The 26,185-nt window shown below is 54.9% G+C and carries 21 protein-coding genes; 11 read left to right on the forward strand and 10 right to left on the reverse strand.

Features of this window, described 5'->3' with window-relative positions; all coding sequences use genetic code 11:
* Positions 1-36: 36 nt before the first annotated feature.
* The 6 genes from GOW31_RS19935 (at position 37) to GOW31_RS19960 (ending at position 6,015) form a co-directional block, all read left to right on the forward strand.
* Positions 37-1,572, forward strand: coding sequence for an acyl--CoA ligase (locus tag GOW31_RS19935; protein ID WP_171172486.1), 1,536 nt, complete (start codon positions 37-39; stop codon positions 1,570-1,572).
* Between the two features lie 4 nt (positions 1,573-1,576).
* A complete protein-coding gene (locus GOW31_RS19940; protein ID WP_171172489.1) occupies positions 1,577-2,554 on the forward strand; it encodes a 2-dehydropantoate 2-reductase in 978 nt (325 codons plus the stop codon).
* A 155-nt stretch (positions 2,555-2,709) separates the two neighbouring features.
* The gene (locus GOW31_RS19945; RefSeq protein ID WP_171172491.1) at positions 2,710-3,396 is read left to right on the forward strand and encodes an IS6 family transposase; all 687 of its coding nucleotides are present in this window, start codon (positions 2,710-2,712) and stop codon (positions 3,394-3,396) included.
* 302 nt (positions 3,397-3,698) lie between these two features.
* Positions 3,699-3,959 (forward strand): DUF2934 domain-containing protein, encoded by a 261-nt coding sequence (locus GOW31_RS19950; protein ID WP_171172493.1) that lies wholly within the window; start codon positions 3,699-3,701, stop codon positions 3,957-3,959.
* A 136-nt stretch (positions 3,960-4,095) separates the two neighbouring features.
* The gene (locus GOW31_RS19955) at positions 4,096-4,389 is read left to right on the forward strand and encodes a hypothetical protein (RefSeq protein ID WP_171172496.1); all 294 of its coding nucleotides are present in this window, start codon (positions 4,096-4,098) and stop codon (positions 4,387-4,389) included.
* Between the two features lie 57 nt (positions 4,390-4,446).
* Positions 4,447-6,015 carry a Ppx/GppA phosphatase family protein gene (locus tag GOW31_RS19960; RefSeq protein WP_171172499.1) on the forward strand — a complete coding sequence of 523 codons (1,569 nt, stop codon included), beginning with the start codon at positions 4,447-4,449 and terminating at the stop codon, positions 6,013-6,015.
* A 6-nt stretch (positions 6,016-6,021) separates the two neighbouring features.
* On the opposite strand, the gene GOW31_RS19965 is transcribed toward GOW31_RS19960, so the two are convergent.
* From GOW31_RS19965 to GOW31_RS20010, 10 genes are all read right to left on the reverse strand, one after another.
* Positions 6,022-7,497 (reverse strand): mannitol dehydrogenase family protein, encoded by a 1,476-nt coding sequence (locus tag GOW31_RS19965; protein ID WP_171117843.1) that lies wholly within the window; start codon positions 7,495-7,497, stop codon positions 6,022-6,024.
* Entirely contained in the window at positions 7,485-8,258 is a 774-nt protein-coding gene (locus GOW31_RS19970; RefSeq protein ID WP_301282537.1) for an L-iditol 2-dehydrogenase, read from the reverse strand. Before GOW31_RS19970 ends, GOW31_RS19965 begins: the two co-directional genes overlap by 13 nt.
* Positions 8,255-9,259, reverse strand: coding sequence for an ABC transporter ATP-binding protein (locus tag GOW31_RS19975; protein WP_171172503.1), 1,005 nt, complete (start codon positions 9,257-9,259; stop codon positions 8,255-8,257). Before GOW31_RS19975 ends, GOW31_RS19970 begins: the two co-directional genes overlap by 4 nt.
* A gap of 12 nt (positions 9,260-9,271) precedes the next feature.
* Positions 9,272-10,102: a carbohydrate ABC transporter permease gene (locus tag GOW31_RS19980; RefSeq protein ID WP_171117849.1), complete on the reverse strand. Its 831-nt coding sequence runs from the start codon at positions 10,100-10,102 to the stop codon at positions 9,272-9,274.
* 10 nt (positions 10,103-10,112) lie between these two features.
* The gene (locus tag GOW31_RS19985) at positions 10,113-10,979 is read right to left on the reverse strand and encodes a carbohydrate ABC transporter permease (protein ID WP_171117851.1); all 867 of its coding nucleotides are present in this window, start codon (positions 10,977-10,979) and stop codon (positions 10,113-10,115) included.
* Between the two features lie 116 nt (positions 10,980-11,095).
* Positions 11,096-12,403, reverse strand: a complete 1,308-nt coding sequence (locus GOW31_RS19990) for a sugar ABC transporter substrate-binding protein (RefSeq protein WP_171117853.1) — start codon at positions 12,401-12,403, stop codon at positions 11,096-11,098.
* A 115-nt stretch (positions 12,404-12,518) separates the two neighbouring features.
* Positions 12,519-13,550, reverse strand: coding sequence for a LacI family DNA-binding transcriptional regulator (locus GOW31_RS19995; RefSeq protein WP_171172505.1), 1,032 nt, complete (start codon positions 13,548-13,550; stop codon positions 12,519-12,521).
* Between the two features lie 171 nt (positions 13,551-13,721).
* Positions 13,722-15,329, reverse strand: coding sequence for a glucose-6-phosphate isomerase (gene pgi, locus GOW31_RS20000; RefSeq protein WP_171172507.1), 1,608 nt, complete (start codon positions 15,327-15,329; stop codon positions 13,722-13,724).
* 102 nt (positions 15,330-15,431) lie between these two features.
* A complete protein-coding gene (locus GOW31_RS20005; RefSeq protein ID WP_171172509.1) occupies positions 15,432-16,358 on the reverse strand; it encodes a carbohydrate kinase in 927 nt (308 codons plus the stop codon).
* Positions 16,355-17,563 (reverse strand): ROK family transcriptional regulator, encoded by a 1,209-nt coding sequence (locus GOW31_RS20010; protein WP_254441778.1) that lies wholly within the window; start codon positions 17,561-17,563, stop codon positions 16,355-16,357. Before GOW31_RS20010 ends, GOW31_RS20005 begins: the two co-directional genes overlap by 4 nt.
* A 205-nt stretch (positions 17,564-17,768) precedes the next feature.
* Between GOW31_RS20010 and glgC the strand changes: the two genes are divergently transcribed.
* The 5 genes from glgC to GOW31_RS20035 are packed head-to-tail and all read left to right on the forward strand — an operon-like array spanning position 17,769 to position 26,155.
* A complete protein-coding gene (gene glgC, locus GOW31_RS20015) occupies positions 17,769-19,028 on the forward strand; it encodes a glucose-1-phosphate adenylyltransferase (protein ID WP_171172528.1) in 1,260 nt (419 codons plus the stop codon).
* Positions 19,025-20,470, forward strand: a complete 1,446-nt coding sequence (gene glgA, locus GOW31_RS20020) for a glycogen synthase GlgA (RefSeq protein WP_217356719.1) — start codon at positions 19,025-19,027, stop codon at positions 20,468-20,470. The genes glgC and glgA overlap by 4 nt, the downstream gene beginning before the upstream one ends.
* A gap of 27 nt (positions 20,471-20,497) precedes the next feature.
* Positions 20,498-22,576: a glycogen debranching protein GlgX gene (glgX, locus tag GOW31_RS20025; RefSeq protein ID WP_171172513.1), complete on the forward strand. Its 2,079-nt coding sequence runs from the start codon at positions 20,498-20,500 to the stop codon at positions 22,574-22,576.
* Positions 22,573-24,558, forward strand: a complete 1,986-nt coding sequence (gene malQ / locus GOW31_RS20030; RefSeq protein ID WP_171172515.1) for a 4-alpha-glucanotransferase — start codon at positions 22,573-22,575, stop codon at positions 24,556-24,558. Before glgX ends, malQ begins: the two co-directional genes overlap by 4 nt.
* Positions 24,524-26,155, forward strand: coding sequence for an alpha-D-glucose phosphate-specific phosphoglucomutase (locus GOW31_RS20035; RefSeq protein ID WP_171172518.1), 1,632 nt, complete (start codon positions 24,524-24,526; stop codon positions 26,153-26,155). The genes malQ and GOW31_RS20035 overlap by 35 nt, the downstream gene beginning before the upstream one ends.
* Positions 26,156-26,185: the final 30 nt, after the last annotated feature.

The raw sequence follows: 26,185 nt of genomic DNA on the forward strand, positions 1-26,185 counted from the left end.
GCGAAAGAAACCGACGCTTTTGTAAACGGACAACAGATGCCCCATCTAGTCGCTGAATTGATCGCACACAACGCAGACACTGCAAATGCCATTGGCGCCCCTGGCCGGTCTTGGTTGAGCTATCTTGGTTTGCGCGAGCATTGCGCGAAGGTCAAAGAGGATCTGCATCAGATCGGAGTAGGGCGCGGTGACAGGGTGGCAATTGTGTTGCCCAACGGACCAGAGATGGCGACGGCATTCATATCCGTTGCCCAAGTGGCGACGACGGCGCCCTTAAACCCTGCATACACTCACGAAGAATACGTATTTTACCTCAAAGACTTGAAGGCCAAGGCTCTACTTGCAAGCGAAAACGAAAATGGTCCTGCCGTAAAGGCGGCGAGGGACCTTGGCATCGCTATCCTGAGGGCGTGTTGCGACAGTTCACATCCAGCTGGGCAGTTTTCCATTTTATCCTGTGACCCGATTGGCGAGGCTGATACATCCGCACCGGGCGAAGATGACGTTGCCCTGATCCTCCACACGTCAGGAACAACGTCGCGTCCCAAGATCGTTCCGCTGACGCAGGCTAATATCTACGCGTCCGCGAGAAATGTGGCTTCATCTTTGAAACTGACAATCGATGATCGTTGTCTGAGCATCATGCCGCTGTTCCATATCCATGGGCTGATCGCAGCAGTCGCAGCTTCTTTAGGCGCCGGATCGCAAATTAGCTGCGCCCCTGGGTTCAACGCTCTTAGCTTTTTTTCACAGGTCGCTGAGGTTGATCCGACTTGGTACACGGCGGTTCCGACGATGCACCAGGCTATTCTGACCCGAGCTGCACGAAACCAATCAATCATTGATCAATCGCGGTTGCGCTTTCTTCGATCTTCTTCTGCTTCCTTGCCCGCACCAGTCATGGAAGAGTTGGTGGCAACATTTGATGCACCCGTTATCGAAGCCTACGGCATGACAGAGGCCGCGCACCAAATGTGTTGCAACCCGCTTCCTCCGCAAAAGCAAAAGTCCGGATCTGTTGGAATAGCTGCAGGCCCCGAAGTCAGAATTGCGGACGAAACGGAAAATGTATTGATCGCTTCGCGTGATGTTGGAGAAATCGTTATCAGCGGTCCGAACGTGACACCGGGATACGAGAGCAACCCGCAGGCAAATGCAGACAATTTCTTTGAAGCGGATGGAAAGCTTTGGTTTCGCACCGGTGATCAGGGGTCGTTCGACGAAGAGAATTATCTGCGTCTGACCGGACGCCTCAAAGAGCTGATCAATCGCGGTGGAGAAAAAATCAGCCCACTTGAGGTCGATGCCGTGCTTCTGAGCCACCCGGACGTTGCTCAGGCAGTTTGTTTTGCCGTTCCACACGAAAAACTTGGCGAAGACATTGCGGCGGCGGTGGTGCTCTCAGAAGGAGCCGCGATTGCAGGTCAGGAAGTTCGGGATTTCGTTGGCGCTCGGCTCGCAAAGTTCAAGGTGCCGACTTCAGTGGTTATTCTCGAAGAGATTCCAAAAGGCGCGACTGGTAAGATACAAAGGATCGGGCTGGCCGCTAAATTGGGACTGGCAAAGGCTTAGACACATGAAAGTTTGCATCTTTGGAGCCGGAGCTATCGGAGGTTACGTGGCCGCGAAGCTCGCGCAGACCGACGTCGACGTCAGTGTCATTGCACGTGGCCCACATCTGGCTGCAATGCAAGAAAAAGGGCTGACTCTCCTTGAGGATGGGCGGGACCCGATCAACGTGCCAGTACGCGCCTCAGACAATGCCGCCGATCTTGGCCCACAAGATTATGTCTTTATCACACTAAAAGCGCACTCTGTTCCAGCAGTTGTGGACACAATGCAGCCGCTGATTGGAGCCGAAACAACACTAGTAAGTGGGGTGAACGGGGTGCCTTGGTGGTACTTCCACAAACTGGATGGTCCCTACGAAGGGACGAGGTTGCGGTCTTTGGACCCGGGTAACGTGCAATGGAACGGTTTCGGGCCAGATCGGGTTCTTGGATGTGTCGTCTACCCAGCCGCAGAAGTCGTTACTCCGGGAACTATCAAGCATGTCGAAGGCAATCGTTTTTCGTTGGGCGAGCCTGATGGTTCCAAAACAGACCGCGCTGCCAAGTTTTCGGTGGCACTATCCGCCGCTGGGTTGCGTGCGCCCGTGAGACCAAGAATTCGGGACGAAATTTGGCTGAAACTATGGGGTAATCTGTCTTTCAACCCTATTTCCGCTCTTACCCACTCAACACTTGATGTATTATGTACCAATCCGGGCACACGCTCTGTGGCGCGCGGAATGATGCTAGAGGCTCAGGAAATCGCTGAGAAACTTGGGGTCAGGTTTCCGGTAGATGTTGAAAAACGTATTGACGGCGGGGCAGCAGTTGGCGCCCACAAGACCTCTATGTGGCAGGACTTGGAGTTGAGCCGACCAATGGAAATTGACGCACTGGTCACTTCGGTGCAGGAATTGGGGCAACTGACCGGGATCGCAACGCCCACAATCGACACTGTTGCATCACTGATAAAACTGAGGGCAAAGGTCGCGGGTCTCTACTAAGTTTCTGCCGGCGATCATCTGAAGAGATCAGTTTTGGGCGGGCGGGGAGCTGAATAGCGATCCGGCGCTACAAAACGCATCTCTTTCAAGCGTCTTGTCAGAAGAGCTTTGCTTGAGCGGGGCAGGAAGCTTTCGTAGCTTTTTCTCATGGAACGATGATCCCCCAGTATTTCAAAACCAGTCCCGAGATCATCCGTCTGGCGGTGATGCTGTACATCCGTTTCCCGCTCTCGCTTCGGAATGTTGAAGACTTGTCGCACGAGCGAGGCATCGACGTGAGTCACGAAACTGTCCGATATTGGTGGAATAGGTTTGGCCCAATGTTTGCTGCTGAGATCAGGCGGAAGCGTGTTCAGAAACTGCGCGCATTCTCGAAATGGAAGTGGCACGTGGGCGAGTTTTTCGTGAAGGTGAATGGCAAGCGGCATTATCTTTGGCGGGCTGTTGATCACGAGGGCGAAGTGCTGGAAGCAGGCGTCACCAAACGACGAAACAAAGCTGCCGCATTGAGATTCCTCAAGAAATTGATGAAGCGACACGAAAAAGCGGAAAACATTTTCACGGATCGATTCGCATCCTATAAGGCTGCGCTCAGACAATTGGGTGCACTCGAAAAACAAAGGACGGGCAGGTGGCTCAACAACCGCGTTGAGAATTCGCACCTGCCGTTTCGATGGCGCGAACGTGCGATGCAGCGTTTCAGGCGAATGCGAAGTTTGCAAAAGTTCGCCGCCGTCCATTCCTCGGTCTACAACCACTTCAACCAGGAAAGATCGCTGGCCAGCAGAGATACCTTCAAGCTGACACGCACCGCCGCTCTTGCCGAGTGGCGCGGTCTTTGAACCGAATAAAGGGCAGCTTTACTGGCCTAGCTGAGACTGGTTCGAATTTGTCTGACAGCACCACCAAAACCACGCTTGACCTGATAGGTGGGAACAAAGTTTGCGACAGAACCTCTGAATCAGGTGTGTCGCAAAATTTGGAGTAGCTAATACTCTGCAATAGTGCCGTCAACTTTAACGGTTTTCCGAAACGTTAGAACTTTTGGCTTCCCTTACGTAAGCCAATTGTGTACGTGCTATGTTGCTCGAAACTGCTAGCGCTAACATCTCAAGCTCTACCACCGACTACGTTGGAGACAATCGTGAAGAAACAGAAAATTGAAGAATCCAAAATCCGTGAAGCAGCATACCTTTTTTGGCTGGACGAAGGTCAGCCTGAAGGGCGCGAACAGGAGCATTGGTTAAAAGCCGAAGATGCGCTGAATGTAGTTCTGCCTAAGGCAAGGACAACTCGTCAGGTTTCCGCCAAACCACGTGGTGCAAAAATAAAAAATGCATCAAAGAATGCGGCGGCAAAAAGGTCCTCGACCGCGACTACCCAGAAGAAGTCTCGTGCGCAGTAATCTTACATAATACGTAGGTCGGACCGGCCTACGTATTCAGCCCTAAAGGAGGTGCTGTTAGGGGTTTCCTAATTTATCTCTCTTCAATTGCCCAAAGAAGTTGACAAGCTAGTAGACCGATGAGGAGCACTCTTGTTTGAAGCTTTTCAAGTTCGGCAATCTACCTGAGCACGCACGCTCGGAACCCGTGACGGCGGCAAGACCCGGTGTTTTGATGAAAATCAATCTACGGCCGTCACGACTATTGCTGCTTCAAGATGAGCTGCTGACTAATTCGATCGTGGTGTTTGCTATTACCATCCAATGCTCCGTTTCCAAATTCTGTGGTAATTTGAGATTTCCGGGTGTGCATCTGCCGAAAGCCAAGGAAGAATTACAAAGCGTATGCATCAAACGGTCACTTGCTACCCTGTACGAGAAAATTTCCTAAAGTAGACTTGAAGAACGTGATAATCTCCGTGACCATCGACTGCGGAGTAACGCCACTATGTCAATCGGATCATCGGGTGCAGCCCATTTCGACCCCAGAACAATAGAGATTGATACCTCTAGAGTTCTGGCGCGCCGATCAAAGCATTACGCCGTCATTGATGTGGGTTCCAATTCAATTCGGCTTGTCGTCTATGATGATCTTTGTCGAGCGCCATTCCCCCGGTTTAATGAGAAATCACTGGCGGCACTTGGTGAAGGCCTGGATGAAGACGGTAATTTCACACAAGAAGCAATTGACCGTGCCTTGCATGCCATAACGCGCTTCAAGGCAATCACTGAAGCGATGGGTGTGACCAGAGTCGACATACTTGCAACGGAAGCGATGCGTAAGGCCAAGAATGGGTCGGAATTGGTCGCAAAAATTCGGGATTTGACAGGTGTTGAACCAAAACTACTGTCAGGTGATGAAGAAGCAACCTACGCGGCCTTCGGCGTGATATCCGGTTTTTTCCAACCGCGCGGACTGATTGGGGATATTGGTGGTGGAAGTCTCGAAATCGCGGAAATTCTTGGCGACCGAGTGGGAGAGCGCAAAGTAAGCATGCCCTTAGGCGCGTTGCCGGTCCGAGCAATGATGGGACAGAGCTACAAGGAAGCAAGAAAACGCGTCGACGCCATTCTGAAAGACGGTTTGCCGCCTGTGCTGACGGACTCGACATTTTATGCAGTCGGTGGCGGTTGGCGGGCTCTGGCGCGAATTCATATGGCGATGAACGACTGGCCGATCAGCGTCGTACACGCCTATGAACTTCCTGCAGAAGAGGTCTCGGACTTAGCCAAATCGATCTCACGAATGTCACCTGAAGAAATAGCGAAACTTCCGGATGTGCCAAGCCGGCGCGTCGAGACTTTGTCGGCTTCGGCACTGGTGATGTGGCGGGCACTTCGAAGGTTGAAATCCGACAAAGTTATCTTTTCTGCGCTCGGCCTTCGGGAAGGGTGGTTATACGCACAATTGGATGAGGAAGAGCAGTATCGTGATCCATTGATCGAAGGGGCATTGGCCACTGGCCTTCCCGACGCCCGTGTTCCCGACTTCTCCGAAGCGTTGGCACGGTGGACGGATAACCTCTTCCCTGCCGAGATTCAAAATAACCGTCGCGTTCGGCTGGCGGTATGCGCGCTAACCGATATCGCTTGGCGCGATCACCAGAAAGTACGCGCCGCCGAGAGCTTTTTGCGCATCCTGCAATTTCCGTTTATCGGAATAACCCACCCGGAACGGGCATTTCTAGCCACTGCCGTCATGGCGCGCTACGGGGGCAAACCAGCGAAACTGGACACCAGGGCGACGGATACATTGACATCCAATGCCGTGAGGAAAGCAGAATTTCTTGGAGGCGCTTTGCTTTTGGGTCATCGGTTTTCAGCAAGCGTGCCGAAGATCCTCGAACACGCCAAGATCATTGTGGACCCGGATGTCCTTCGCCTGGTCATCGAAGAGTCCTCGGAAGTGCCCGACAGTGATGCCGTAAAGGCCCGTATGGCGAAGCTGGCGAAGGTTTTCGGTCTGGATGCATCAATCGAAACGCAGGAGGGCGGTCAGGCGGACTCCAGCCCTTGAGTCAGATCACGCGTCATCTACGTAGGCGATTAGAGCGGCTTCGCAGCCATTCGCCCAAATCATTGTCAGCCATTTCGAGAATGCATCAGAAAATGGTCCGGCTTCACTCAATTCGCCGTAAATCCGGCCTTGATTGAGCCACACAGCCGGGTTTGATGCTGCGGCAAAGGCGTTTTGTGACAGTTGATCCCAAATCGGATCATTTGCCTCGATGACGCTGCCATCTTCGCGCGTTCCTGCGCACATGCGTGCCCACAGAGCTTCGACAAGCGCGAGGCCTTCAACGGACCGCCCGGCTTGCAATTGGTCCCGAAGGATCGGCAAAACGAACCCAGTATGGCGCGCCGAGCCATCGAAGGCAACGCGGCGGGTGGTGTCGACAATCCGCGGGTTGGAGAACCGGCTTTCGATGAGGCTAATATATTCAGCCGGGCTTTTGCCCGGTACAGCGGCTACCGTGGGCGCGATTTCCGTTCTCTGCACTTTGCCGAAGAATGACGAAATAACAGAGTGCTGCATACATTCGGAAATCGTCCTGAGCCCGAGCACTTCGCCAACATTGGCAAGGACCTGGTGCCCAGCATTGAGGATTCGGATCTTCATGGTTTCGAATGCGTGAACGTCATCGGAGAAGGTTGCGCCAACCGCGTCCCAGTCTGGGCGTCCGGCACAGAAGTTGTCTTCGATTACCCATTGGCGGAATGCTTCGTGGGTAACCACCGCGTCATCGTCGATACCGAAGTCCTTGGCAAGCGCCAACTCGTTTGGGCCTGTGGCAGGAGCGATACAATCCACCATCGAGTTGGGGAAGGTCGCGTTTGCGTCGATCCAATCGGCTAGATCAGGGTCGGACAGACGCGCCAGAGACACCACGGTCTGACGCAGGATGTCACCGTTGCCTTGCAGATTGTCACAGCTCAGTCCCGTAAATGCTCCACGCCTTGCGTCGCGTCGCAGCCTCAATGCGGCCACCATGGCACCAAATGCCGTGCGCGGTGAGTCGGGGTGGGCTGCGTCGTGCTGAATATCGGGGTGGTTGGAGTCGAACTCCTTGGTGACAGGATCGATGTAGTATCCGCTTTCTGTCACAGTCATGGCGACGATACGAATGGCAGGTTCCGCCATTGTGATGATCAGTGCCCCATTGCCGTCCTCGATTGGCAGATAATCGATCATGGAACCAATGACCTCGGCCGAAACTTTTTTCGGGTCGAGTTCGATCAGAGTTGTAAGGCAATCCTGAGCAAGAAGTTTTTCGCGCATGGCGGCATCATAGGGGCGCACGCCGGCGCCGATGATGGCCCAATCATGCGCTTTGCCCTCCTGCATCAGGCGGTGCAGATACCATGCCTGATGTGCACGGTGGAAATTGCCGACGCCGATATGCACGATGCCCGGTTGCAGGGTTGTGCGATCATATCGTGGACGTTCAACAGCCAGTTGATCGAGTGTCGCATTCGAAAGGGAGATCAGCTCATCCATTGTCCACCATCCACGTTGTAGGTTTGGGCGACGATGTAATCCGCCGCGTCACTGGCTAGAAACACAGCCATGCCGGTCAAATCGTCCGGTGTGCCCATGCGCCCGTAGGGCACTGCGGCACCGACTTCCTGTTTCTTTTGCCCCGGGGCCTTGTTTTCGTACTTGGCAAAGAAAGCGTCTACGCCGTCCCAATGCTCACCATCGACGACACCCGGAGAAATGGCGTTCACGTTTATGCCGTGCCGGATCAGGTTCAGCCCGGCGGATTGAGTCAGGCTGATCACTGCCGCCTTGGACGCGCAATAAACAGCGACTAGCGGTTCACCACGCCGCCCGGCCTGACTGGCCATGTTGATGATTTTGCCGCCTCGTCCACGCTTGATCATGTGGCTGGCCACAGCCTGCATCGTGAACAGCGTTCCTGCCACATTGATGTCAAAGACGCGCTGGTAATCATCGCGCTCGATTTCGACAATAGGAGCGGCGGTAAAAAGCGCGGCGTTGTTAACCAGAATGTCGATGTGACCGAACTCTGCCACCGTAAGCGCTACTGCTCTACCTATGCTGGCCTGGTTGGTCACATCCAAGGCAACTCCGATAGCACTTTCGCCCAACGCGGCAGCGCATTCGCGGGCGCCATCGATATTGATATCTGCGATGGCAACCCGCGCGCCCTCGTTAACATAGGCCTCCGCAAAGGCCCGCCCGATCCCTCGGGCAGCACCAGTAATCAAGGCTGTTTTTCCAGCCAGTTGCATCAGACAATCCTCAGACCCTGAGCGTCGAACTTGTGCAGCTTGTCCATTTGCGGAGTCAGAAAGATCGTGTCGCCGTGCTTGGCCTGTATATCCCCGGTAATTCGCACGGTGACCATGTCGGCAAGACCCGTGTCATGAACGTGAATGAAGGTGTCCGAACCAAGGTGTTCGGCCACACCGACAACACCTTTCCAAGTCCCTTCCGTCATGCTGACATCCGTGTGCTCGGGGCGGATGCCAATGGTGGTTGCCCCGTGTTTATTGGCCTCGGCCCCACCGATCAGGTTCATCTTCGGAGATCCGATAAACCCTGCGACAAATTCGTTGCGCGGGTTGTGATAGAGCTCCAGTGGAGAACCCACCTGTTCAATTACACCGGCACGCAGGACAACGATCTTGTCCGCCATGGTCATGGCCTCGACCTGATCGTGCGTAACATAGATCATCGTGGTCTTGAGCCGTTCGTGCAGTTCACTGATTTCCAGCCGCATACCAACGCGCAGGGCCGCGTCGAGATTGGACAACGGCTCGTCGAAAAGGAACGCTGCCGGTTCCCGCACAATGGCGCGGCCGATGGCGACACGCTGACGCTGACCGCCAGACAACTGGCCCGGACGCCGGTCCAGATAGTCTGTGAGGTTCAGCGCCTTGGCGGCACCTTCGATGCGGCGTTTTTGCTCGTCTTCATCGATCCCAGCCATTTTCATCGGGAACGCGATGTTCTTACGTACAGACATGTGCGGATACAGGGCATAGGATTGGAAGACCATTGCCAGACCGCGCTTAGCCGGAGGTACATCGGTTGCATCCGATCCGTCGATTTCGATGTGACCAGACGTGATGTCCTCGAGCCCGGCAATCAGGCGCAGCAGCGTAGACTTACCGCAGCCCGAAGGCCCGACAAATACCGTGAACTCGCCATCTTCAATCGTGAGGTCCAGAGGCGGAATGACTTGAACATCTCCGAAACTTTTAGTCACTTGGTTGAGTTTAATTTGTCCCATTGGTCAAGTTCCTTATTTGACGGCGCCGAAGGTCAAGCCGCTGACAAGTTGTTTCTGGCTGAACCAGCCAAGAATGAGGATTGGCGCAATGGCCATAGTGGAAGCTGCGCTGAGCTTAGCGAAAAACAGGCCTTCGGGGCTGGAATAGCTGGCAATGAAGGCCGTCAGCGGTGCTGCATTGGCTGCCGTCAGGTTCAGTGTCCAGAACGCTTCGTTCCAGGCCAGAATGAAGTTTAGCAGCAAGGTCGAAGCAATGCCGGGAACCGCCATAGGAGTGAGGACGTAGAGGATTTCCTCTTTCAACGTCGCCCCGTCCATTCGTGCAGCTTCCAGGATCTCACCGGGGATTTCCCTAAAGTAGGTATACAGCATCCAAACGATGATCGGCAGATTCATCAGCATGAGGATGATCACCAGCGCGCCCCGGCTGTCGAGGATGCCAAGCTTGATGCAAATCAGATAGATGGGGTACAGGACGCCCACCGCTGGAAGCATCTTGGTTGACAGCATCCACAGCAGAATGTCCTTAGTGCGCTTGGAAGGTACGAACGCCATCGACCAGGCCGCAGGCACCGCGACGATGATGCCCAGAATTGTCGAGCCACCGGCGATTATGATCGAGTTCCAAAGGAACCGGGCGTAGTTCGACCGTTCCATCACAACTGAATAGTTCTCGAGCGTCCAATCAAAGGCCAGAAACACCGGAGGGTCGGCAATCGCCGTAGCCTCAGTCTTGAAGCTGGTCAAGACGGTCCAGAGGATTGGGAAAAAGATCAGCAGACCAATGCCCCAAGCGGCGGCGGTGTTGATGATTTTACGTTGTTGAGTAACTGCGCGGGCCATTTTTTCCTCCTCACGCGTCCAGGTTCTTGCCGACGATGCGCATCAAGAAGATCGCAACGATATTGGCGAGAATGATTGCATAGACACCACCGGCGGACCCGAGGCCTACGTTCTGACTTTCAAGTACACGCTGGAAGATCAGGTAGGTCAGTGTACGGGTGCCAAATGCACCTCCGGTTGTGACAAAGATTTCCGCGAAGATCGCCAGAAGGAAGATTGTCTGGATCAGGATCACGATCGTGATAGCCCGGCTGAGATGCGGAAGGGTGATGTAACCAAAACGCTTCAATGGTGGCGCACCATCCATTTCGGCGGCTTCCAACTGCTCACCGTCCAGCGACTGGATTGCGGTCAGCAGGATCAGCGTGGCGAAGGGTAGCCATTGCCAGGATACGATCATGACAATCGAAGGCAGGGAAGCCTCGGACAGCCATGAGATCGGCTCGGCTCCGAAAAAGCGCCACAGATGGGCGAACAATCCATTCACCGGGTCCATGAACATGTTTTTCCAGACCAGAGCTGACACGGTCGGCATGACAAAGAAAGGTGCGATCACGAGGATGCGGACGACACCTTGCCCCCACATCGGCTGGTTCAGCAGGATAGCCAGCAAAACACCGAGGACGACCGTTATCAGAAGAACGCCGCCGACAATGGCCAGCGTGGCGCCTACTGCAGGCCAAAACGCGCTAGAAGTTACGAATCGGACGTAGTTTTCGAAACCAACCCATCCAAGGTCTCCACCACGTAGCGGAAGGTATTTCTTGAATGAGAACATCAGGGTCATGATCAGCGGCACGAGCATCCATCCGAGGAGCAAGATGACCGCTGGTGCCATCATGAAGCGAGCCGCTGATCGAGAATGTTGGGTTGCCATGGGGCATACCTCCTCTGTTGATCGCCATAAGGCCATCTTAAACGGAGCTGCGGTTAAAAGAGAAAAATGGGGCCCGAGGGTACAGGGGAGAAAGTGCACCCCCGGGCGGGGAACGCTTAGCGGTAGCCTGCGGCTTCCATAGCGTCGTTGGTCAGAGCCTGGGCCTTGGCAAGCGCTTCTTCCACGGTCTGCTGACCGGCATAGACTGCCGAGAACTCCTGGCTGACTTCGGTTGCGATGCCAGCGAATTCAGGAATTGCAACGAACTGGACACCTACATATGGAACCGGCTTCACAGTTGGGTTTGTCGGATCCGCTGCAAGAATCGAGTCCAGCGTCATCTGAGCAAAGGGGACTTCCTTGTAGTTCGGGTTTTCGTACAGCGAAGTACGCGCACCCGGGGGTACATTGGCCCAACCTTCATTCTCAGCGACGAGCTCAATGTAGTCTTTCGAGGTGGCCCACTCGATGAACTCTTTCGCGGCTTCTTCTTTTTGTGTACCGGCGGGAACAGCCAGAGCCCATGCCCACAGCCAGTTGGCTTTCTTGTCAACGCCTTCGCTATTTGGGGCGAGGGCGAAACCGACCTTGTCAGCGACCGTCGAGTCGTTGGGGTTGGTCACGAAGGATGCGGCAACGGTTGCGTCAATCCACATGCCGCATTTGCCCTGCTGGAACAAGTTCAGGTTTTCGTTGAAGCCGTTGGTCGCGTAGCCCGTCGGACCGGATTCTTCCATCATTCCAACAAAGAAGTTAAGCGCCTCGGCCCATTCCGGCTGATCAAATTGAGCATTCCAGTCTTCATCAAACCAGCGGGCTCCGAAAGAGTTGCCGGTCACGGTGATAAAGGCCCCGCCTTCGCCCCAACCGGCCTTGCCACGCAGACAGATGCCGTTGATGTCATTATCGCGGTCGGTCATGGCCGCCGCTGCTTCGCGGATGAACTGCCAGGTTGGCGCTTCGGGCATTTCCAGTCCGGCCTTTTCCATCAGGTCCGTGCGGTACATGATCATCGAGCTTTCGCCATAAAACGGCGCGGCATACAGCGTGCCATCGTGGCTCAGACCGGCGCGCATGGCGGGAAGGATGTCGTCCGCATCATATTCTGCCGACAGGTCGTCGAGCGGAACCAGCCAGCCGTTCGCGCCCCAGATCGGTGTTTCGTACATGCCGATTGTCATGATGTCGAAGGATCCGCCCTTGGCGGCGATATCAGTGGTGACACGCTGACGCAGTACGTTTTCTTCCAGAGTTACCCATTCAACCGTGTGGCCGGTCTTGTCGGTAAAGTCCTGGGTCAACCCCTGCATACGGATCATATCTCCGTTGTTCACGGTCGCGATGACAAGGTTTTCTGCCAAGGCGCCGCCCGCGGTGACGAGCGTCATGGCTGTCGCTGCGCAAAGTGTTTGCTTGAATGACATCCCAAATTTCCTCCTCGTTGGATGATGGATAGCACTCTAGCCAATATAATGACGCGAAGTCAATTAAAAATTAACGCGCGTAAAGAAACTATAAAGCGGGCGCGTTTTTAATAGCTTAGGCGGAGTCTCGCATAATCAAACGACCTTCAAAGAGTGTTTCCTGCCGATCGCGCAGGTTTTCTTCCGTCTCGAGTACTCCAAACAATGTATGTACTGCTCGATTCGCAATTGCTTCGTAGTCCTGCGCGATTGTCGTCAAAGGAGGGCAAGTGAATTTTGAAAATGGATGGTCGTCATGACCGGCTATCCTGATGTGGCAACCAGCGGTCTGACCGACGCGCATCCCAAGACCATAGGCGGCAGATAACATGCCTATGGCTAGGCGATCATTGCTGCACAATACAGTGTTGGTGGGAAACACGTTCTCAGCCAGCAACCGACCTCCTTCGTCTCGACCGATTTCTTCAAAATTCCACCCTTTTCCATTGGCTTGAAAGATATGCGGCTTTTGCCCGTGCCGTTCCATACTTTCGATATACGCCGTACGGCGCTTTTTGGCATTTGGATTGGTTGGAAATTTCATTTCAAAGAAACATGGTGGCTCGCCGCTTCGACACAGGTATTCAACCATCAAATCGATGCTTTGGGTGTTGTTGGTGCCAACGAACGCTTGACCGACGCCACTGATGTTCGCGTCAAAAAGCACCAGCGGAAAATCTGCTTCAAACGTTTTGACCAGATCTTTTTCTGAGAGGCGCCCGAATGGCGCAAGTAGAACGCCGGCAGCTTTCAAAGACCGGAGTGACGTGAGGTTGTCGCGTTCCATCTCTGGGTTGCCATGCGAGCTAAGCAGGATAGGGCTATATCCCGCCTCGATACAGGCAAGTTCAACCCGACGCGCGATCTCCGAGAAAAACGGGTCAGCCAGATTTGGCACGACAACGCCAATGTTCTTGGTTCTGCGCCGGTTCTGGTTCATTGCGAACACATTCGGGTGATAATCGTGTTCCTCTAACGCGGTCTCGATTTTCTTCCGTGTGGTCGCGCGGACGCTATCCGGATCGTTGAAGTATTTCGATACAGTCGGGCGGGAAATTCCGCTGACTGCGGCAAATTCTTCCATATTGCGAATTCTGCGTTGTGCCATATTTCCCCACACCAATTTAAAATATTGCGCGCGTCAATTATTGTCAAATTTAGGGATGCAAACTTGGGATTGTCAAGCGCCCGAACTTCATTTGCTCGTCAGTCTGGGTTTGAATCGGATACGGGGCGTGTTTGATCGTAGATGCTGAGATCGCGTTGGAAAAATTTTCGTTCAGACGGCCAGCTTTTTCAGCAACCTGCAGGTCGATGCATCTTTTCCATTTGGTGCCGCACCTTTAACCATTGGTAAGAGCATATTGGCAAGTTCTTTGCCAAGCTCGACGCCCCATTGATCAAAAGAGTTGATATTCCAGATCGCACCTTCGACAAACACGCGATGTTCGTACAGAGCAATGATCTGCCCCAAGACGAAAGGGGTCAGTTTGGGGAATGCAAGTGTGATCGAAGGCCGGCTTCCTGGAAAAACCCTTTGAGTCGCCTGGGTACGAAGTTCGGAGCCGTCGTAGCCCAAGTTTCGGGCAATCGCTAACGCCTGATCATAGGTGCGACCCAGCATAAGTGCCTCGGATTGTGCAAGACAATTCGCTTTGAGAAGGTCATGATGTTCTTGCAAAGCGGGTTCATGCCCTTTGGCCGCGATCAGGAATTCAGCAGGAGCAACTTCGGTTCCTTGATGCAAGAGTTGGAAAAACGCGTGCTGCCCGTTGGTTCCCGGTTCGCCCCAGACGACCGGGCCAGATGCATGGCTCAGTTCTTTGCCGTCTAACGTTACCCGTTTGCCGTTACTTTCCATATCCAATTGCTGAAGATATGCAGGCAAGCGGCCTAAGCGTTCATCATAGGGCAGAATGGCTCTGGAAGAATACTGGCATATGTTTCGGTGCCAAATTCCTACCAACCCCAGAAGGACTGGAAGGTTGCGCGCGAATGGTGCGGTTTGAAAATGTGTGTCCATTGCAAGACCGCCCGCAAGAAACTCGCGGAAGTTCTTGGGGCCAATCGCCATCATTATCGGTAGGCCAACTGGCCCCCAGAGCGAATACCTACCGCCTACCCAGTCTGCGAAACCAAAAACTCGCGTGGGATGGATTCCCATTTCCGCTGTGCGTTCGAGACTGGTGGAAACGGCGGCCAAGTGGTCTGCGACAGCTTCACCAACACCGGCTTTCAACCATCTGAGGGCAGATTTGGCATTGGTCATGGTTTCAATGGTGGTGAAGGTTTTCGAAGCAATGATCACCAGCGTACGTCGTGGATCCAGACCGCAAAGGGTGTCTGTCAAATCTGCGCCATCGACATTGGAAATGAAATGGCATCGTGGTCCAATATGATACGGGGCCAGCGCTCGTGTCGCCATCGCGGGGCCAAGATCGGAGCCGCCAATTCCAATGTTGACTACATCTGTGAACCGTTCGCCGCCTGACGCCAAAATTGTGCCGGATTGGACGGCTCGGCAAAAGCTTTCCATCCTGGACAGCGTAACTTCGATACCAGGTCGCACGTCTTTTCCATCAACGGTTAACGGTACAGTGTTGCTTGCACGCAAAGCGGTATGCAGGACCGCCCGATCTTCAGTCTTGTTAATCTTTTGTCCTGCAAACATGGCCTCGCGCTTGGCGGCAACTTCAGTGTCTTCGGCCAATCTGATCAGCAACGCCAAGGCTTCGTGATCGATATTGGTTTTGGAAAAATCTAGCAGAAACTGATCCGTTTCCGCTGAGAAATGATCCATTCGGGTCGTGTCGTCAAACAGCGAATTTATGCTTCGATCCTTCGCAGACGAAAAATTCTCTTTAAGTTTGCTCCAGCAGTTAGTCATGTGTCTTCTTCCGCTTCTATGTCCTTGGTCTTATGCCGGCATCTTGTGTTTCGATGCGCAGATAGCGCTAACATCGCGCCTCAAAAAAAACGCCGACAAAGATCACAACTCGTTTGCCCAGGGTGGGTTGGCGCCAGCTCGGGAAACCGTAACGGCGGCGACTTTTGCTCCATGCTCCAGTGCCTGCTCGACAGTTTCTAACGGTACGCCTCTAAGGTTAGTTTTCTGGAGAGCACCCAATTCCGACAGTTTTGCCAGAAAGCCTGCATTGAACGTATCACCCGCGCCGACAGTGTCGCAGATTTCAACACGGCGCGCGGGTACAGTGACCTCAGTCCCGTCAGCCAGAAACCCTGTTGCCCCTTCGCCGCCGCGCGTGAGGATGACAACACTCGGGCCCATCTCTATAACCAGCTCGACCTTTTTGTTCAGCGACAGCGGCGATGGGACAATCCAGTTCAGATCCTCGTCCGAGACTTTTAAGATGTCTGCGGCACTCATCATCCGGTTCAATCGCCCCCGGTAGGACCGTATGTCCTGAATAAACTGTGGACGGATATTCGGGTCGAGCATAACAGCGCGATTCTTGCCTTCTCGTTCGAGCAATGCTGCATAAGCGTTCGCACCGGGTTCACAGGCCAAACTGATCCCTCCAAAATAGAGTGCCGAAACTTCGGGGGACAGGTCCGGCAGATCCTGAGGCGTTAGCATACGTCCAGCAGTGTTTTCGTCATAGAAATCGTAGGTTGCATGCCCATCCTGCAAGCGTACAAATGCCAGTGTGGTCGGGCGCTCCGAAGTAATCACATGAGAAGTGTCGACATGGCTGGCTTTTAGTGCTTCGGAAAGCTGCTGCCCGAACATATCGCTGGACAACCCGGTCAACATCCCCGTTTGCACCCCGAGCCGCCCCAAGGCTATCGCCGTGTTGAAAACCGCGCCACCCGAATGTGGCACAAAACCATCCGAGCCAGCATTGCTTGGAGTTGGAATCATGTCGATGAGAGCTTCACCACAGCACAGGATCATGAGGTCGAACCTTTCAGAAATGCTTTGCGTTCCACAAGGAAGCGCTCGGACAAAGGCAGGCTCGCCGCGCCGAGTGAGCGCGCGTCCGGCCCAATCGAACCTTCCAGGACATTCGGGATATGGATGCCTGCAGCGGAGTGCCGGGACACATACGATCGCACGCGATTGACCAGTTCAGAGCGCACCGAGTCTGGCATCCACCCATCAATCAGAACGTGGTTCACGTCGATCACGCTAACGGATGACAGGATCGCATGGCCGATCCCCTGTGCTGCATCAGCAAGCCATGTCTCTAACGTGTTTTCCGGCAATCTCCAGTCTACCGGAGAATTCCAGGGCATTGCTGCCGCATGTCCTTCTGCAATTACAGCGTTCTCCAATGTCGCCAATGAGGCGATCTCGACGAGTTGACGCAAACGCCCATCTGATGCCGGCACATAAAGTGACCCCAAAGCTGCGGCGTTCCCCGTTGATCCTGTATAAAGCGTGTTGTCGAGAACCAGCCCGCCGCCAATAAAGAAGCCGATGAAGAAGTACAGGAAATCTCGGGGTTTACCGGCATCACCGAACACCAGTTCCGCGCCGCATGCAGCTGACGCGTCGTTGCGCAAATACACGGGAAATTCAAATAATTCGCCAATTTCTACAGCGATGTTCCGATTGCGCCAACCATCCATCTTCGAAGGCTCAACACCCAATGTTCCCGCCCAGTCCCAAAGCTGAAACGGCAGCGCAATACCTAGGCCACCTACACGTTTCTGGTGATCCGCCGGGATCCGACTTAACAGCCGCTCAATCTCGTTTCTTGCGAATGTCACCGCGCCATCGGGTGTCGGATAGGCGTGGTTTACGCACACCCTCTCCCTCACTTTGCCCAGGAAATCGGTCAGAACCAGTTCAAGGCTGCGGCGGCCAATTTTCAAGCCGAGAAAAAACGCCCCATCTTTTGCAAGACTAAGAGGTACGGAAGGTTGCCCGATCTTGCCGCGAACCGGCGCGTGGCGTTCCAGCAGCCCATCTGCCTCAAGTGACCGGGTGATGACTGATACGGCCTGCGCGGAAAGCCCAGTCTTGCGGGCAATCTCCGCCTTGGCCATCGCGCCAGCTTGGCGAACCAGCGACAGAACCAGGCGCTCGTTGTAGACGCGCATGCCGCTTTGATTGGACCCTCGCGCTGCGACGTCTGTTTCGACGAATTCATTCATAACTCTTGGGTCGTATTCCATTAGGTTCCCATAAACAGTGCCGGGCAGAGCGTTTTTTGCCAAACTGGCTGACTCCGTGGGATGTGTCAATAATTAAATCACTGTGATTTAGTTATTGACTGAACGAATTGGTTTCGGCATGCAATTATCACCACATCGACTCACTCATGGCGGCGATTCGGCGTCAGCAAAGGAGCACTCTGGAATGACTATCTCCACGCATCGACTTGCTCGGGAAACGATGGCTTTTGTCCTCGCAGGAGGGCGGGGCAGTCGCCTGAAGGAACTGACCGACATTCGCGCCAAGCCCGCAGTCTATTTTGGCGGGAAGACACGCATTATCGATTTTGCTTTATCCAACGCCGTGAATTCCGGCATTCGCCGCATCGGGGTCGCGACGCAGTACAAGGCACATAGTCTGATCCGGCACTTGCAGCGCGGTTGGAGCTTTTTCCGCGCCGAGCGAAATGAGTCACTTGACATTCTTCCGGCATCCCAGCGTGTCAACGAACGCCACTGGTATCTGGGAACTGCCGACGCCGTTACGCAAAACATCGATATTATCGAGGGTTATGCGCCCAAATACATACTTATTCTTGCAGGTGACCATATTTACAAACAGGATTACTCGCTGTTGCTGAAACAGCATGTCGAAACCGGAGCAGATGTCACCGTAGGGTGCATTGAAGTGCCCCGTCACGAGGCCAGCGCATTTGGCGTTATGGCCGTGGATGACAGCGATCGAATTCTGGAGTTTGTCGAAAAGCCCGAAAATCCGCCGCACATGCCGAATGACGAATCCCAGTCATTGGCCAGCATGGGTATCTATGTCTTCAAAACTGAATACCTTATCGAGTTGCTGCGTGAAGACGCCCTTTCCGAAGCGTCCGAGCATGATTTCGGGAAGGACATCATTCCAGCGCTGGTGGCAAAGGGAAACGCGTATGCGCATCCTTTCAGCCGGTCCTGCGTGACCAGTTCTTTAGAGCAAAAGCCATATTGGCGTGATGTCGGAACAGTTGATGCATTTTGGCAGGCCAATATTGACCTGACCGACTTTCAACCTGAACTCGACCTCTATGATCAGTCCTGGCCGATCTGGACGTATTCCGAATTGACGCCACCGGCAAAATTCATACATGACGAAAAAGATCGCCGCGGCCTTGCCGTATCTTCGATGGTGGCTGGCGGATGCATCATCTCCGGGGCGCAGTTGAACCAATGTCTGTTGCACACCGGTGTGCGCGCAAACTCCTATTCTGAACTCAACGGTGTGGTGGCTTTACCCAACGTCGATATCGGGCGCGGAGCGCGGCTCAAGAATGTCGTGATTGACCGTTCGGTTCGCATCCCTGAGGGGCTTGTTGTCGGAGAAGACCCCGAAAAAGATGCGGCGCGCTTCCGTCGAACGGAAAATGGCGTATGCCTGATCACTCAACCCATGATCGACAAACTGGACCTATGACCCTCAAGCAACTCTCAATCGCTTCTGAATGCGCACCCTTTGTCAAAACCGGAGGACTGGCCGACGTGGTGGGCGCGCTCGCCCGGGTTATGGGCGATATCGATGTTGAATGCCGCGTTCTGCTGCCGCTGTACCGCCAAATCGCGCATCTGGCGAAGGGAGCCAGGGAAGTTATGAATTTGGGTGCGGCTTTTGGTGGGCCCGTGCGGGTGCTCGCCAAGAAAGCCAGCGGCGTCAGTTTGCTATTGGTGGATGCACCGCACCTGTATGACCGACCTGGCCAAATATACCTGAACGAAGCGGGCTTGGACTGGAAAGACAACCATTTGCGGTTTGGCCTGCTCAGTTGGCTGGGTGCAGAAATCGGGCGCGCTGGCATCGACGGTTGGCGGCCTGATGTGCTTCACGCACATGACTGGCAGGCTGGCCTTACGCCAGTCTATGCACGAGCAAGTGGCGCTGCGACACCACCCTGTATCCTAACCATCCACAATATCGCCTTTCAGGGAAATTTCCCTGCAACGATGATGGGGACGCTGAACCTTGATCCGGCACAGTTTACGCAAAGCGGTTTTGAGTACTACGGACAGATCAGCTTTCTCAAAGGGGGGCTGATGGCGGCAGATCAAATAACGACTGTCAGCCCGACCTATGCACGCGAGTTGCTTACGCCTGAGTTTGGCATGGGGCTTGAAGGTGTGCTGAATGCGCGTAACGCCGACTTGTCGGGCATACTTAACGGGATCGATACTCAGGTCTGGGATCCCTCCAATGACCCTGCGATCGCGCAAACCTATTCCAGCCGCACTTTGGCCAAAAAAAATAAAAACAAACAGGCTCTGCTACGACGTTTTGGACTAGGGGCCGACAGGACGGGGCCACTATTCTCGGTTATCAGCCGACTGTCCGGGCAGAAAGGTCTTGATCTGGCGTTGGAAGCCTTGCCCTTTGTTCTGGATAAAGGAGCTTCCTTTGTTCTGCTTGGCTCAGGCGAAACGGCGCTGGAATACGGGTTTCGGGAATTGGCCCAGCGATATCCGGATCGCGTTGGTGTTGAAATCGGCTTTGACGAAGACCTCGCGCATTTGATCCAAGCCGGGGCAGATGCCACATTGGTGCCCTCACGTTTTGAACCATGTGGGCTGACCCAACTGTGCGCGATGCGCTATGGCACGCTGCCAGTTGTGTCGCGCACGGGTGGTCTGGCAGACACGGTTATTGACGCGAATGCAGCAGCGCTTGTCGCCGACTGTGCAACAGGTTTTCAGTTCGGGCCCGTCAGTGCGGAAAATCTAAAAGAGGCTTTGTTCCGTGCGATGGAATTGTACGAAGATAAAAAGGCTTGGCAGAAAACACAGCGCAACGCAATGAAACACCCGGTCGGGTGGGACCGTTCGGCACAGCGCATGGCTGATGCCTACAAGTCGCTACAGGAGAATTAAACCGGCATGCAGGACAACAGGCCCATCATGAGCATAAACGCCGGAGATCACGCCACACTGGGCGCGGTTTACAACGGGCAGGGGGTCAATTTTGCCGTGTTCTCGGAAAACGCGACGAAGATCGAATTGTGTCTGTTCAGCGCCGATGGGCAGCGCGAGGTGACACGGCTGGTATTGCCCGAGCAGACGGGCCCGATTTGGCATGGCTTTGTGCCCGGCCTGAAGCCCGGCACGCTGTATGGCTATCGAGCATACGGGCCGTATGAACCCGATCGCGGCCACAGGTTCAACCCTAGGAAATTGCTGGCTGACCCATACGCCCGTGCGTTCCGTGGATACTGGTCGTCAGGCAAGGAGATGCTTGGGTATGAGCCCTCGGGCCATTACACCAACACGCAACCCAGTCAGATCGACAGTGCGCCATTTGTGCCAAAGTCGGTGGTGCCGGACATTGAGCGCCTCTGGTCAGGGGCGCCAGGCCCGCGCAGAGAATGGAACGAAACGGTAATCTATGAGGCCCATGTCAAGGGCCTGACCCAGTTGCACCCCGACGTGCCCGCAGAACTTCGCGGAACCTATGAAGCCCTCGGTAGCGATGCCGTGATCTCGCACCTGAAAGGTCTTGGGGTGACCGCGTTGGAGTTGCTGCCGGTCCATACCTTTCTAAATGACGGCTTTCTGGTGGATCGCGGACTGACTAACTATTGGGGATATAACACTCTGGGTTTTTTTGCGCTGGAGCCGCGTTACTTTGGCCCAAACGGGGCGGATGGGTTTCGTCAGGCCGTCGATCGGCTGCATGCCGAGGGGATCGAGGTGATCCTCGACGTTGTCTATAATCACACCGCCGAGGGCGATCACCGCGGGCCGACCTTGTCTTTCAGGGGGCTGGACAACAAGGCCTACTATAATTTGCAGGCCAGTCATGCGCGCTACTATGTCAACGATACAGGGTGCGGGAACACTCTGGCGATCAACCACCCCTTCGTATTGCGCCTTGTATTGGATTCGCTGCGATACTGGGTCACTGTTATGGGAGTCGACGGGTTCCGGTTTGATCTAGCCACGGTTTTGGGTCGCGAGCACCACGGGTTTGACCTGCATGGCGGCTTCTTTGATGCCATTCGACAGGATCCGGTGCTAAGCCGGTGCAAATTGATTGCCGAACCCTGGGACATCGGCCCCGGCGGCTATCAGCTTGGAAGTTATCCCGCTGACTGGGGCGAGTGGAATGACAAGTTCCGCGATTCCACCCGCCGGTTCTGGCGCGGGGACGCCCATTCTGCGCAAGAGCTTGCAGGCAACTTCCTTGGCACAGCATCCGTGTTCGATCGACCGGGACGCCGGACAACTAGTTCCATCAACTTCGTTGCAGCGCATGACGGGTTCACCCTGGCCGACTTAACCCGCTATCGCGAGAAGCACAACGAGGCCAATGGCGAAAGCAACAAGGATGGCCACGGTAACAATCTGTCGGACAATTGCGGAGTGGAAGGGGACACGGACAATCCAGACATTCTTGAACGCCGCGCCCTGCGCGTTCGCAATTTGCTGGCCACCGTGTTCCTGTCGCAGGGAACGCCCATGCTTCTGGCCGGGGACGAAATCGGACGAACGCAACGCGGGAACAACAACACCTATTGTCAGGACAATGAAATCAGCTGGATCAACTGGGCTTCCGCTGACAACGACCTGCTGGCATTTGCGCAGAATCTTATCGCGCTGCGGAGCAATACACCCGTCTTGCGCCAAAGCCGATTCCTGCACGGGCGAATCCGGAACGATGGCAATCCTGATGTCTCCTGGTCCGGCCTGGACGGCGGTACGCTAAATTGGCGGGATCCGTCGTTGGATGGGTTTTGTCTTCATTTACGTGGTGAGGCGGAGGGCTCGTTTTCTCCTGAGGGAACCGCTCTGATTGTGGTCAACGGAAACGAACAGCCCAAGAAACTATTCTTACCTGATCCGGGACCGGGTCTGGTTTGGCAGCGTGTACTGGACACAGCCGAGCCGGATACAGAGCCTGTCGACGTAGTTGACAGAAAGCGTCAATGCGCTTCTGCCCATTCCGTTTCGCTGTTTGTTGGTAAGGCGGCCGTATCATGACGGATTGGGTTGCAGAACTTTGCCGCTTCGTCGGCGTGGCGTCCGATTACAGGGGGTTTGACGGGCAACTGATCCAGGTTGCGCCCGACACCCAGGTTGCTGTTCTGCGCGCCATGGGACTGGACGTGACGTCTGAGGCAGACGCAAGGGTGGTGCTGCACCGAATGCGGACAGTAGAAGAACAGCGCCAGCTGCCGCAAGAGCTGATCGTCACAGCAGGTCAGCCAGCCAAGTTTCCGGTTTCGCGCACGGTTTCGTGGAGCCTTGAAACCGAATCTGGCGAGAAGGTTGTGGAAAGCGGAGTGGCGGTGCAATCCATCGCTATTCCTGCTTTGCCAATCGGCATTCATCGGCTCTGCCTGAACGGAGAATTTACATCCTGGGTCCTGGCTCGCCCGTTGCGAGCGCTGAACCTTTCAGACTTGATCGCCGAGCCGCGCATTTGGGGCGTTCTTACTGCTTTGTATGGGCTTACAGACAAGACCGCTGCATCTCTGGGTAGCTATCATTCTCTTGGGGAATATGCTGCGGCTATGGCAATGCATGGGGCCGATTTTGTCGGGATCAATCCCATACATGCGATGGGTCAAGTCCGTCCTGATGACGTAGTTAGCCCTTATTCGCCAAGTCATCGTGAATTTTTGAATACATGGTACTGCACTGAAACGGGATCGGCTTCGTGTGACCTGATCAACTACCGGGCTGCATTGCAAGAAAATGCAGCAGCCCTGGATGACGGGTTTGAGGAATTTCTACGTCTACCGGATGGAGCGCCTGAAAAGCGTTCATTGGCCGGTTTTAGAGCCTCGGGAGGAGCGCGCCTGCGTGATTTCGCGGTGTTTGAAGCGCTTGCCTTTCGCTTTGGTTCAGACTGGCGCAAATGGCCCACGCCATACCAAGATCGGGACTCAGGCGCAGTGGCCGCATTTGCGCATGATCACGAGCAGGAAATTGCGTTAGTTGAGTGGGGGCAGTGGCAATCTGATGTTCAGCTCGCCAACGCGCAAACCCGCGCCATCAAGGCCGGTATGCGGCTCGGCTTGTATCTGGATCTTGCCGTAGGACCGCGCCTTGGTGGCGCGGAAACATGGAGCAAGGACACAGCCCTGGTGACCGGCGCTACGTTGGGCGCGCCGCCCGATCCGCTTGGTCCGTCGGGGCAAAGCTGGGGTCTCGCCCCGCTGTGCCCAATAAGGATCCGAAAACAAGGCTATGCCGGATTTGCGCGACTGTTGCGGACAGTAATGCGTCACGCCGGAATGATCCGGATTGATCACGTGCTGGGTTTGATGCGCAGCTACTGGATACCGGAAGGAAGCGAAGAAGGCACATATGTCAGATATCCCTTTGACGCTCTTCTCGCTGTGGTCGCCATAGAAAGCGTGAGAACCAAATCGATTGTCATTGGCGAGGATCTTGGCCTCGTTCCCTCCGGCTTGCGCGAAAAGACTGAAGCGGCAGGGATATACGGGCTGGACGTGCTGCAATACATGCGCTCCGAGGACGGTGGATTTGTTGACACCTCGAAGACGCGCAAAAAAGCTGTATGTGCATTCGCCACACATGACACACCCACCATTGCCGGGTTTTTCGCGGCAGAGGATGCCCGAGTACGCGCCGAGATTGGCAGCATAGACCGCACTTGCTTTGCGAACGTTCGCGCGGACCGTCAGGCCGCAGCTCAAACATTGGGAGCATCACAGCCTGTTCAGGAAATCCACCGCCGACTTGCGCGTTCAAACTCCGAAATCGTGGCCGTCCAACTCGATGACATTGCGGAACGAAAAGACCAGCAGAACCTGCCAGGCACCGTTGACGAATTCCCAAACTGGCGGCTGAAAGCGCCGTTTTCGGTGAGTGACATAAAGACGTCCGACGCATTTGTGTGTCTTGGCACAGAGATGTCAGCGCAGAGTCGGTCAAACCAAAATGGAATGGAGAAGGACAATGACCTTCAAGACTGTTCGCACGTCGCCCATTGAGGGGCAGAAACCGGGAACTTCGGGTCTGCGAAAGAAAACCTCAGTATTCCGCACACCGGGATATCTCGAGAACTTTGTGCAATCCGTGTTCGACGGCACCGGCGGTGCCGCGGGCAAAACTTTTGTTGTTGGCGGGGATGGGCGGTTTTACAACTCCGAGGCCATTGGAGTAATCATCCGTATGGCGGCAGCCAACGGTGCTGTTCGATTGATTGTTGGACAGAACGGCATCCTGTCAACGCCCGCAGTATCCAACCTGATCCGGAAATTCAAAACCGATGGGGGTATCATCCTGTCGGCAAGCCACAATCCAGGTGGTGAGGACGGTGATTTCGGTGTGAAATTCAATGCCCCCAATGGTGGCCCGGCACCCGAGAAGATCACAGATGAGATCTTCGCCCGAACCCAGCAGATCACCGAATACAAAATCGCTGAAGAAGACGCATGCGATTTTGACGAACCCGGCCGCTTCAGATTGGGCAAAACGCAAATCGATGTGGTTGATCCGGTGGCGGATTACGAAGCGCTGATGCAGGAACTGTTCGATTTCGATGCCATCCGCACCCTGTTTGCGAACGGCTTCCGCATCTGCTTCGATGCAATGCATGCGGTCACCGGTCCCTATGCCAAGCGCATACTGGAAGGCGCATTAGGCGCGCCAGCTGGTTCGGTGATCAACGCGGTTCCATCGCCGAATTTCGGCGGTGGGCACCCTGACCCCAACCCGGTATGGGCCAGTGAGCTTGTCGGCGTCATGAACGGCCCTGATGCCCCTGATTTTGGCGCCGCCTCCGATGGAGACGGCGACCGCAACATGATCATGGGGAAACGCACGTTTGTGACGCCTTCTGACAGTCTGGCGCTGTTGACGGCCTACGCCCACCTGACCCCGGCATATTCCGGGAAACTTAGCGGCGTCGCGCGTTCGATGCCGACAAGCCAGGCGGTTGACCGAGTTGCCGAACGGTTGGGGATTCCCTGTTTTGAAACGCCGACCGGCTGGAAATTTTTCGGCAATCTGCTGGACGCGGGTAAGGCGACACTTTGCGGCGAGGAGAGCGCAGGCACTGGATCCAATCACATCCGCGAAAAGGATGGTCTGTGGGCAGTTCTGCTGTGGCTGAACATTCTGGCGCGGGATGGTCGGGATATCGTGCAGCTTCAGCGGGATCATTGGCGCAGCTTTGGCCGGAACTACTACTCGCGTCACGACTACGAAGAGATCCCGACCGACATCGCAAATACGTTGATGACGGCATTGCGCGAAAGGTCAGACACGCTTCCCGGCTCAATGGTCGAGGACATGAAAGTCGTTGAGGCAGATGATTTCTCGTACCGCGACCCGATTGATCAAAGCCTGACCGTAGGGCAGGGCGTCCGCGTCCGCTTTGACGGCGGTTCCCGCGTTGTGTTTCGTCTGTCCGGCACGGGGACCCAAGGGGCTACGTTGCGTGTCTACCTGGAGCGGTTCGTCGGTTGCAGCGGCGATCACAACATGAATGTGCGAGAAGCGCTATCCCCAGTCATTCAGGCTGCAGAAGCGCTAGCGCAGATCAGAAGGCACACCGGGCGCACAAAGGCGGATGTCATCACCTGATGCGACCGTCCGAGACAAATCAGAACAAGA

This window comes from Ruegeria sp. HKCCA0370 (assembly GCF_013033705.1).
Lineage (GTDB): Bacteria > Pseudomonadota > Alphaproteobacteria > Rhodobacterales > Rhodobacteraceae > Ruegeria.

What these genes read in the sequence shown, in the direction of transcription:
- GOW31_RS19965 (WP_171117843.1), bottom strand. Translation starts at nt 7,497, where the DNA reads ATGGATGAGCTGATCTCCCTTTCGAATGCGACACTCGATCAACTGGCT.
- GOW31_RS20005 (WP_171172509.1), bottom strand. Translation starts at nt 16,358, where the DNA reads ATGATCCTGTGCTGTGGTGAAGCTCTCATCGACATGATTCCAACTCCA.
- GOW31_RS19940 (WP_171172489.1), top strand. Translation starts at nt 1,577, where the DNA reads ATGAAAGTTTGCATCTTTGGAGCCGGAGCTATCGGAGGTTACGTGGCC.
- GOW31_RS19980 (WP_171117849.1), bottom strand. Translation starts at nt 10,102, where the DNA reads ATGGCCCGCGCAGTTACTCAACAACGTAAAATCATCAACACCGCCGCC.
- GOW31_RS19935 (WP_171172486.1), top strand. Translation starts at nt 37, where the DNA reads ATGCCCCATCTAGTCGCTGAATTGATCGCACACAACGCAGACACTGCA.
- GOW31_RS20035 (WP_171172518.1), top strand. Translation starts at nt 24,524, where the DNA reads ATGACCTTCAAGACTGTTCGCACGTCGCCCATTGAGGGGCAGAAACCG.
- glgC (WP_171172528.1), top strand. Translation starts at nt 17,769, where the DNA reads ATGACTATCTCCACGCATCGACTTGCTCGGGAAACGATGGCTTTTGTC.
- malQ (WP_171172515.1), top strand. Translation starts at nt 22,573, where the DNA reads ATGACGGATTGGGTTGCAGAACTTTGCCGCTTCGTCGGCGTGGCGTCC.
- GOW31_RS20010 (WP_254441778.1), bottom strand. Translation starts at nt 17,563, where the DNA reads ATGAATGAATTCGTCGAAACAGACGTCGCAGCGCGAGGGTCCAATCAA.
- glgX (WP_171172513.1), top strand. Translation starts at nt 20,498, where the DNA reads ATGAGCATAAACGCCGGAGATCACGCCACACTGGGCGCGGTTTACAAC.
- glgA (WP_217356719.1), top strand. Translation starts at nt 19,025, where the DNA reads ATGACCCTCAAGCAACTCTCAATCGCTTCTGAATGCGCACCCTTTGTC.
- GOW31_RS19945 (WP_171172491.1), top strand. Translation starts at nt 2,710, where the DNA reads ATGATCCCCCAGTATTTCAAAACCAGTCCCGAGATCATCCGTCTGGCG.
- GOW31_RS19995 (WP_171172505.1), bottom strand. Translation starts at nt 13,550, where the DNA reads ATGGCACAACGCAGAATTCGCAATATGGAAGAATTTGCCGCAGTCAGC.
- pgi (WP_171172507.1), bottom strand. Translation starts at nt 15,329, where the DNA reads ATGACTAACTGCTGGAGCAAACTTAAAGAGAATTTTTCGTCTGCGAAG.
- GOW31_RS19990 (WP_171117853.1), bottom strand. Translation starts at nt 12,403, where the DNA reads ATGTCATTCAAGCAAACACTTTGCGCAGCGACAGCCATGACGCTCGTC.
- GOW31_RS19960 (WP_171172499.1), top strand. Translation starts at nt 4,447, where the DNA reads ATGTCAATCGGATCATCGGGTGCAGCCCATTTCGACCCCAGAACAATA.
- GOW31_RS19985 (WP_171117851.1), bottom strand. Translation starts at nt 10,979, where the DNA reads ATGGCAACCCAACATTCTCGATCAGCGGCTCGCTTCATGATGGCACCA.
- GOW31_RS19975 (WP_171172503.1), bottom strand. Translation starts at nt 9,259, where the DNA reads ATGGGACAAATTAAACTCAACCAAGTGACTAAAAGTTTCGGAGATGTT.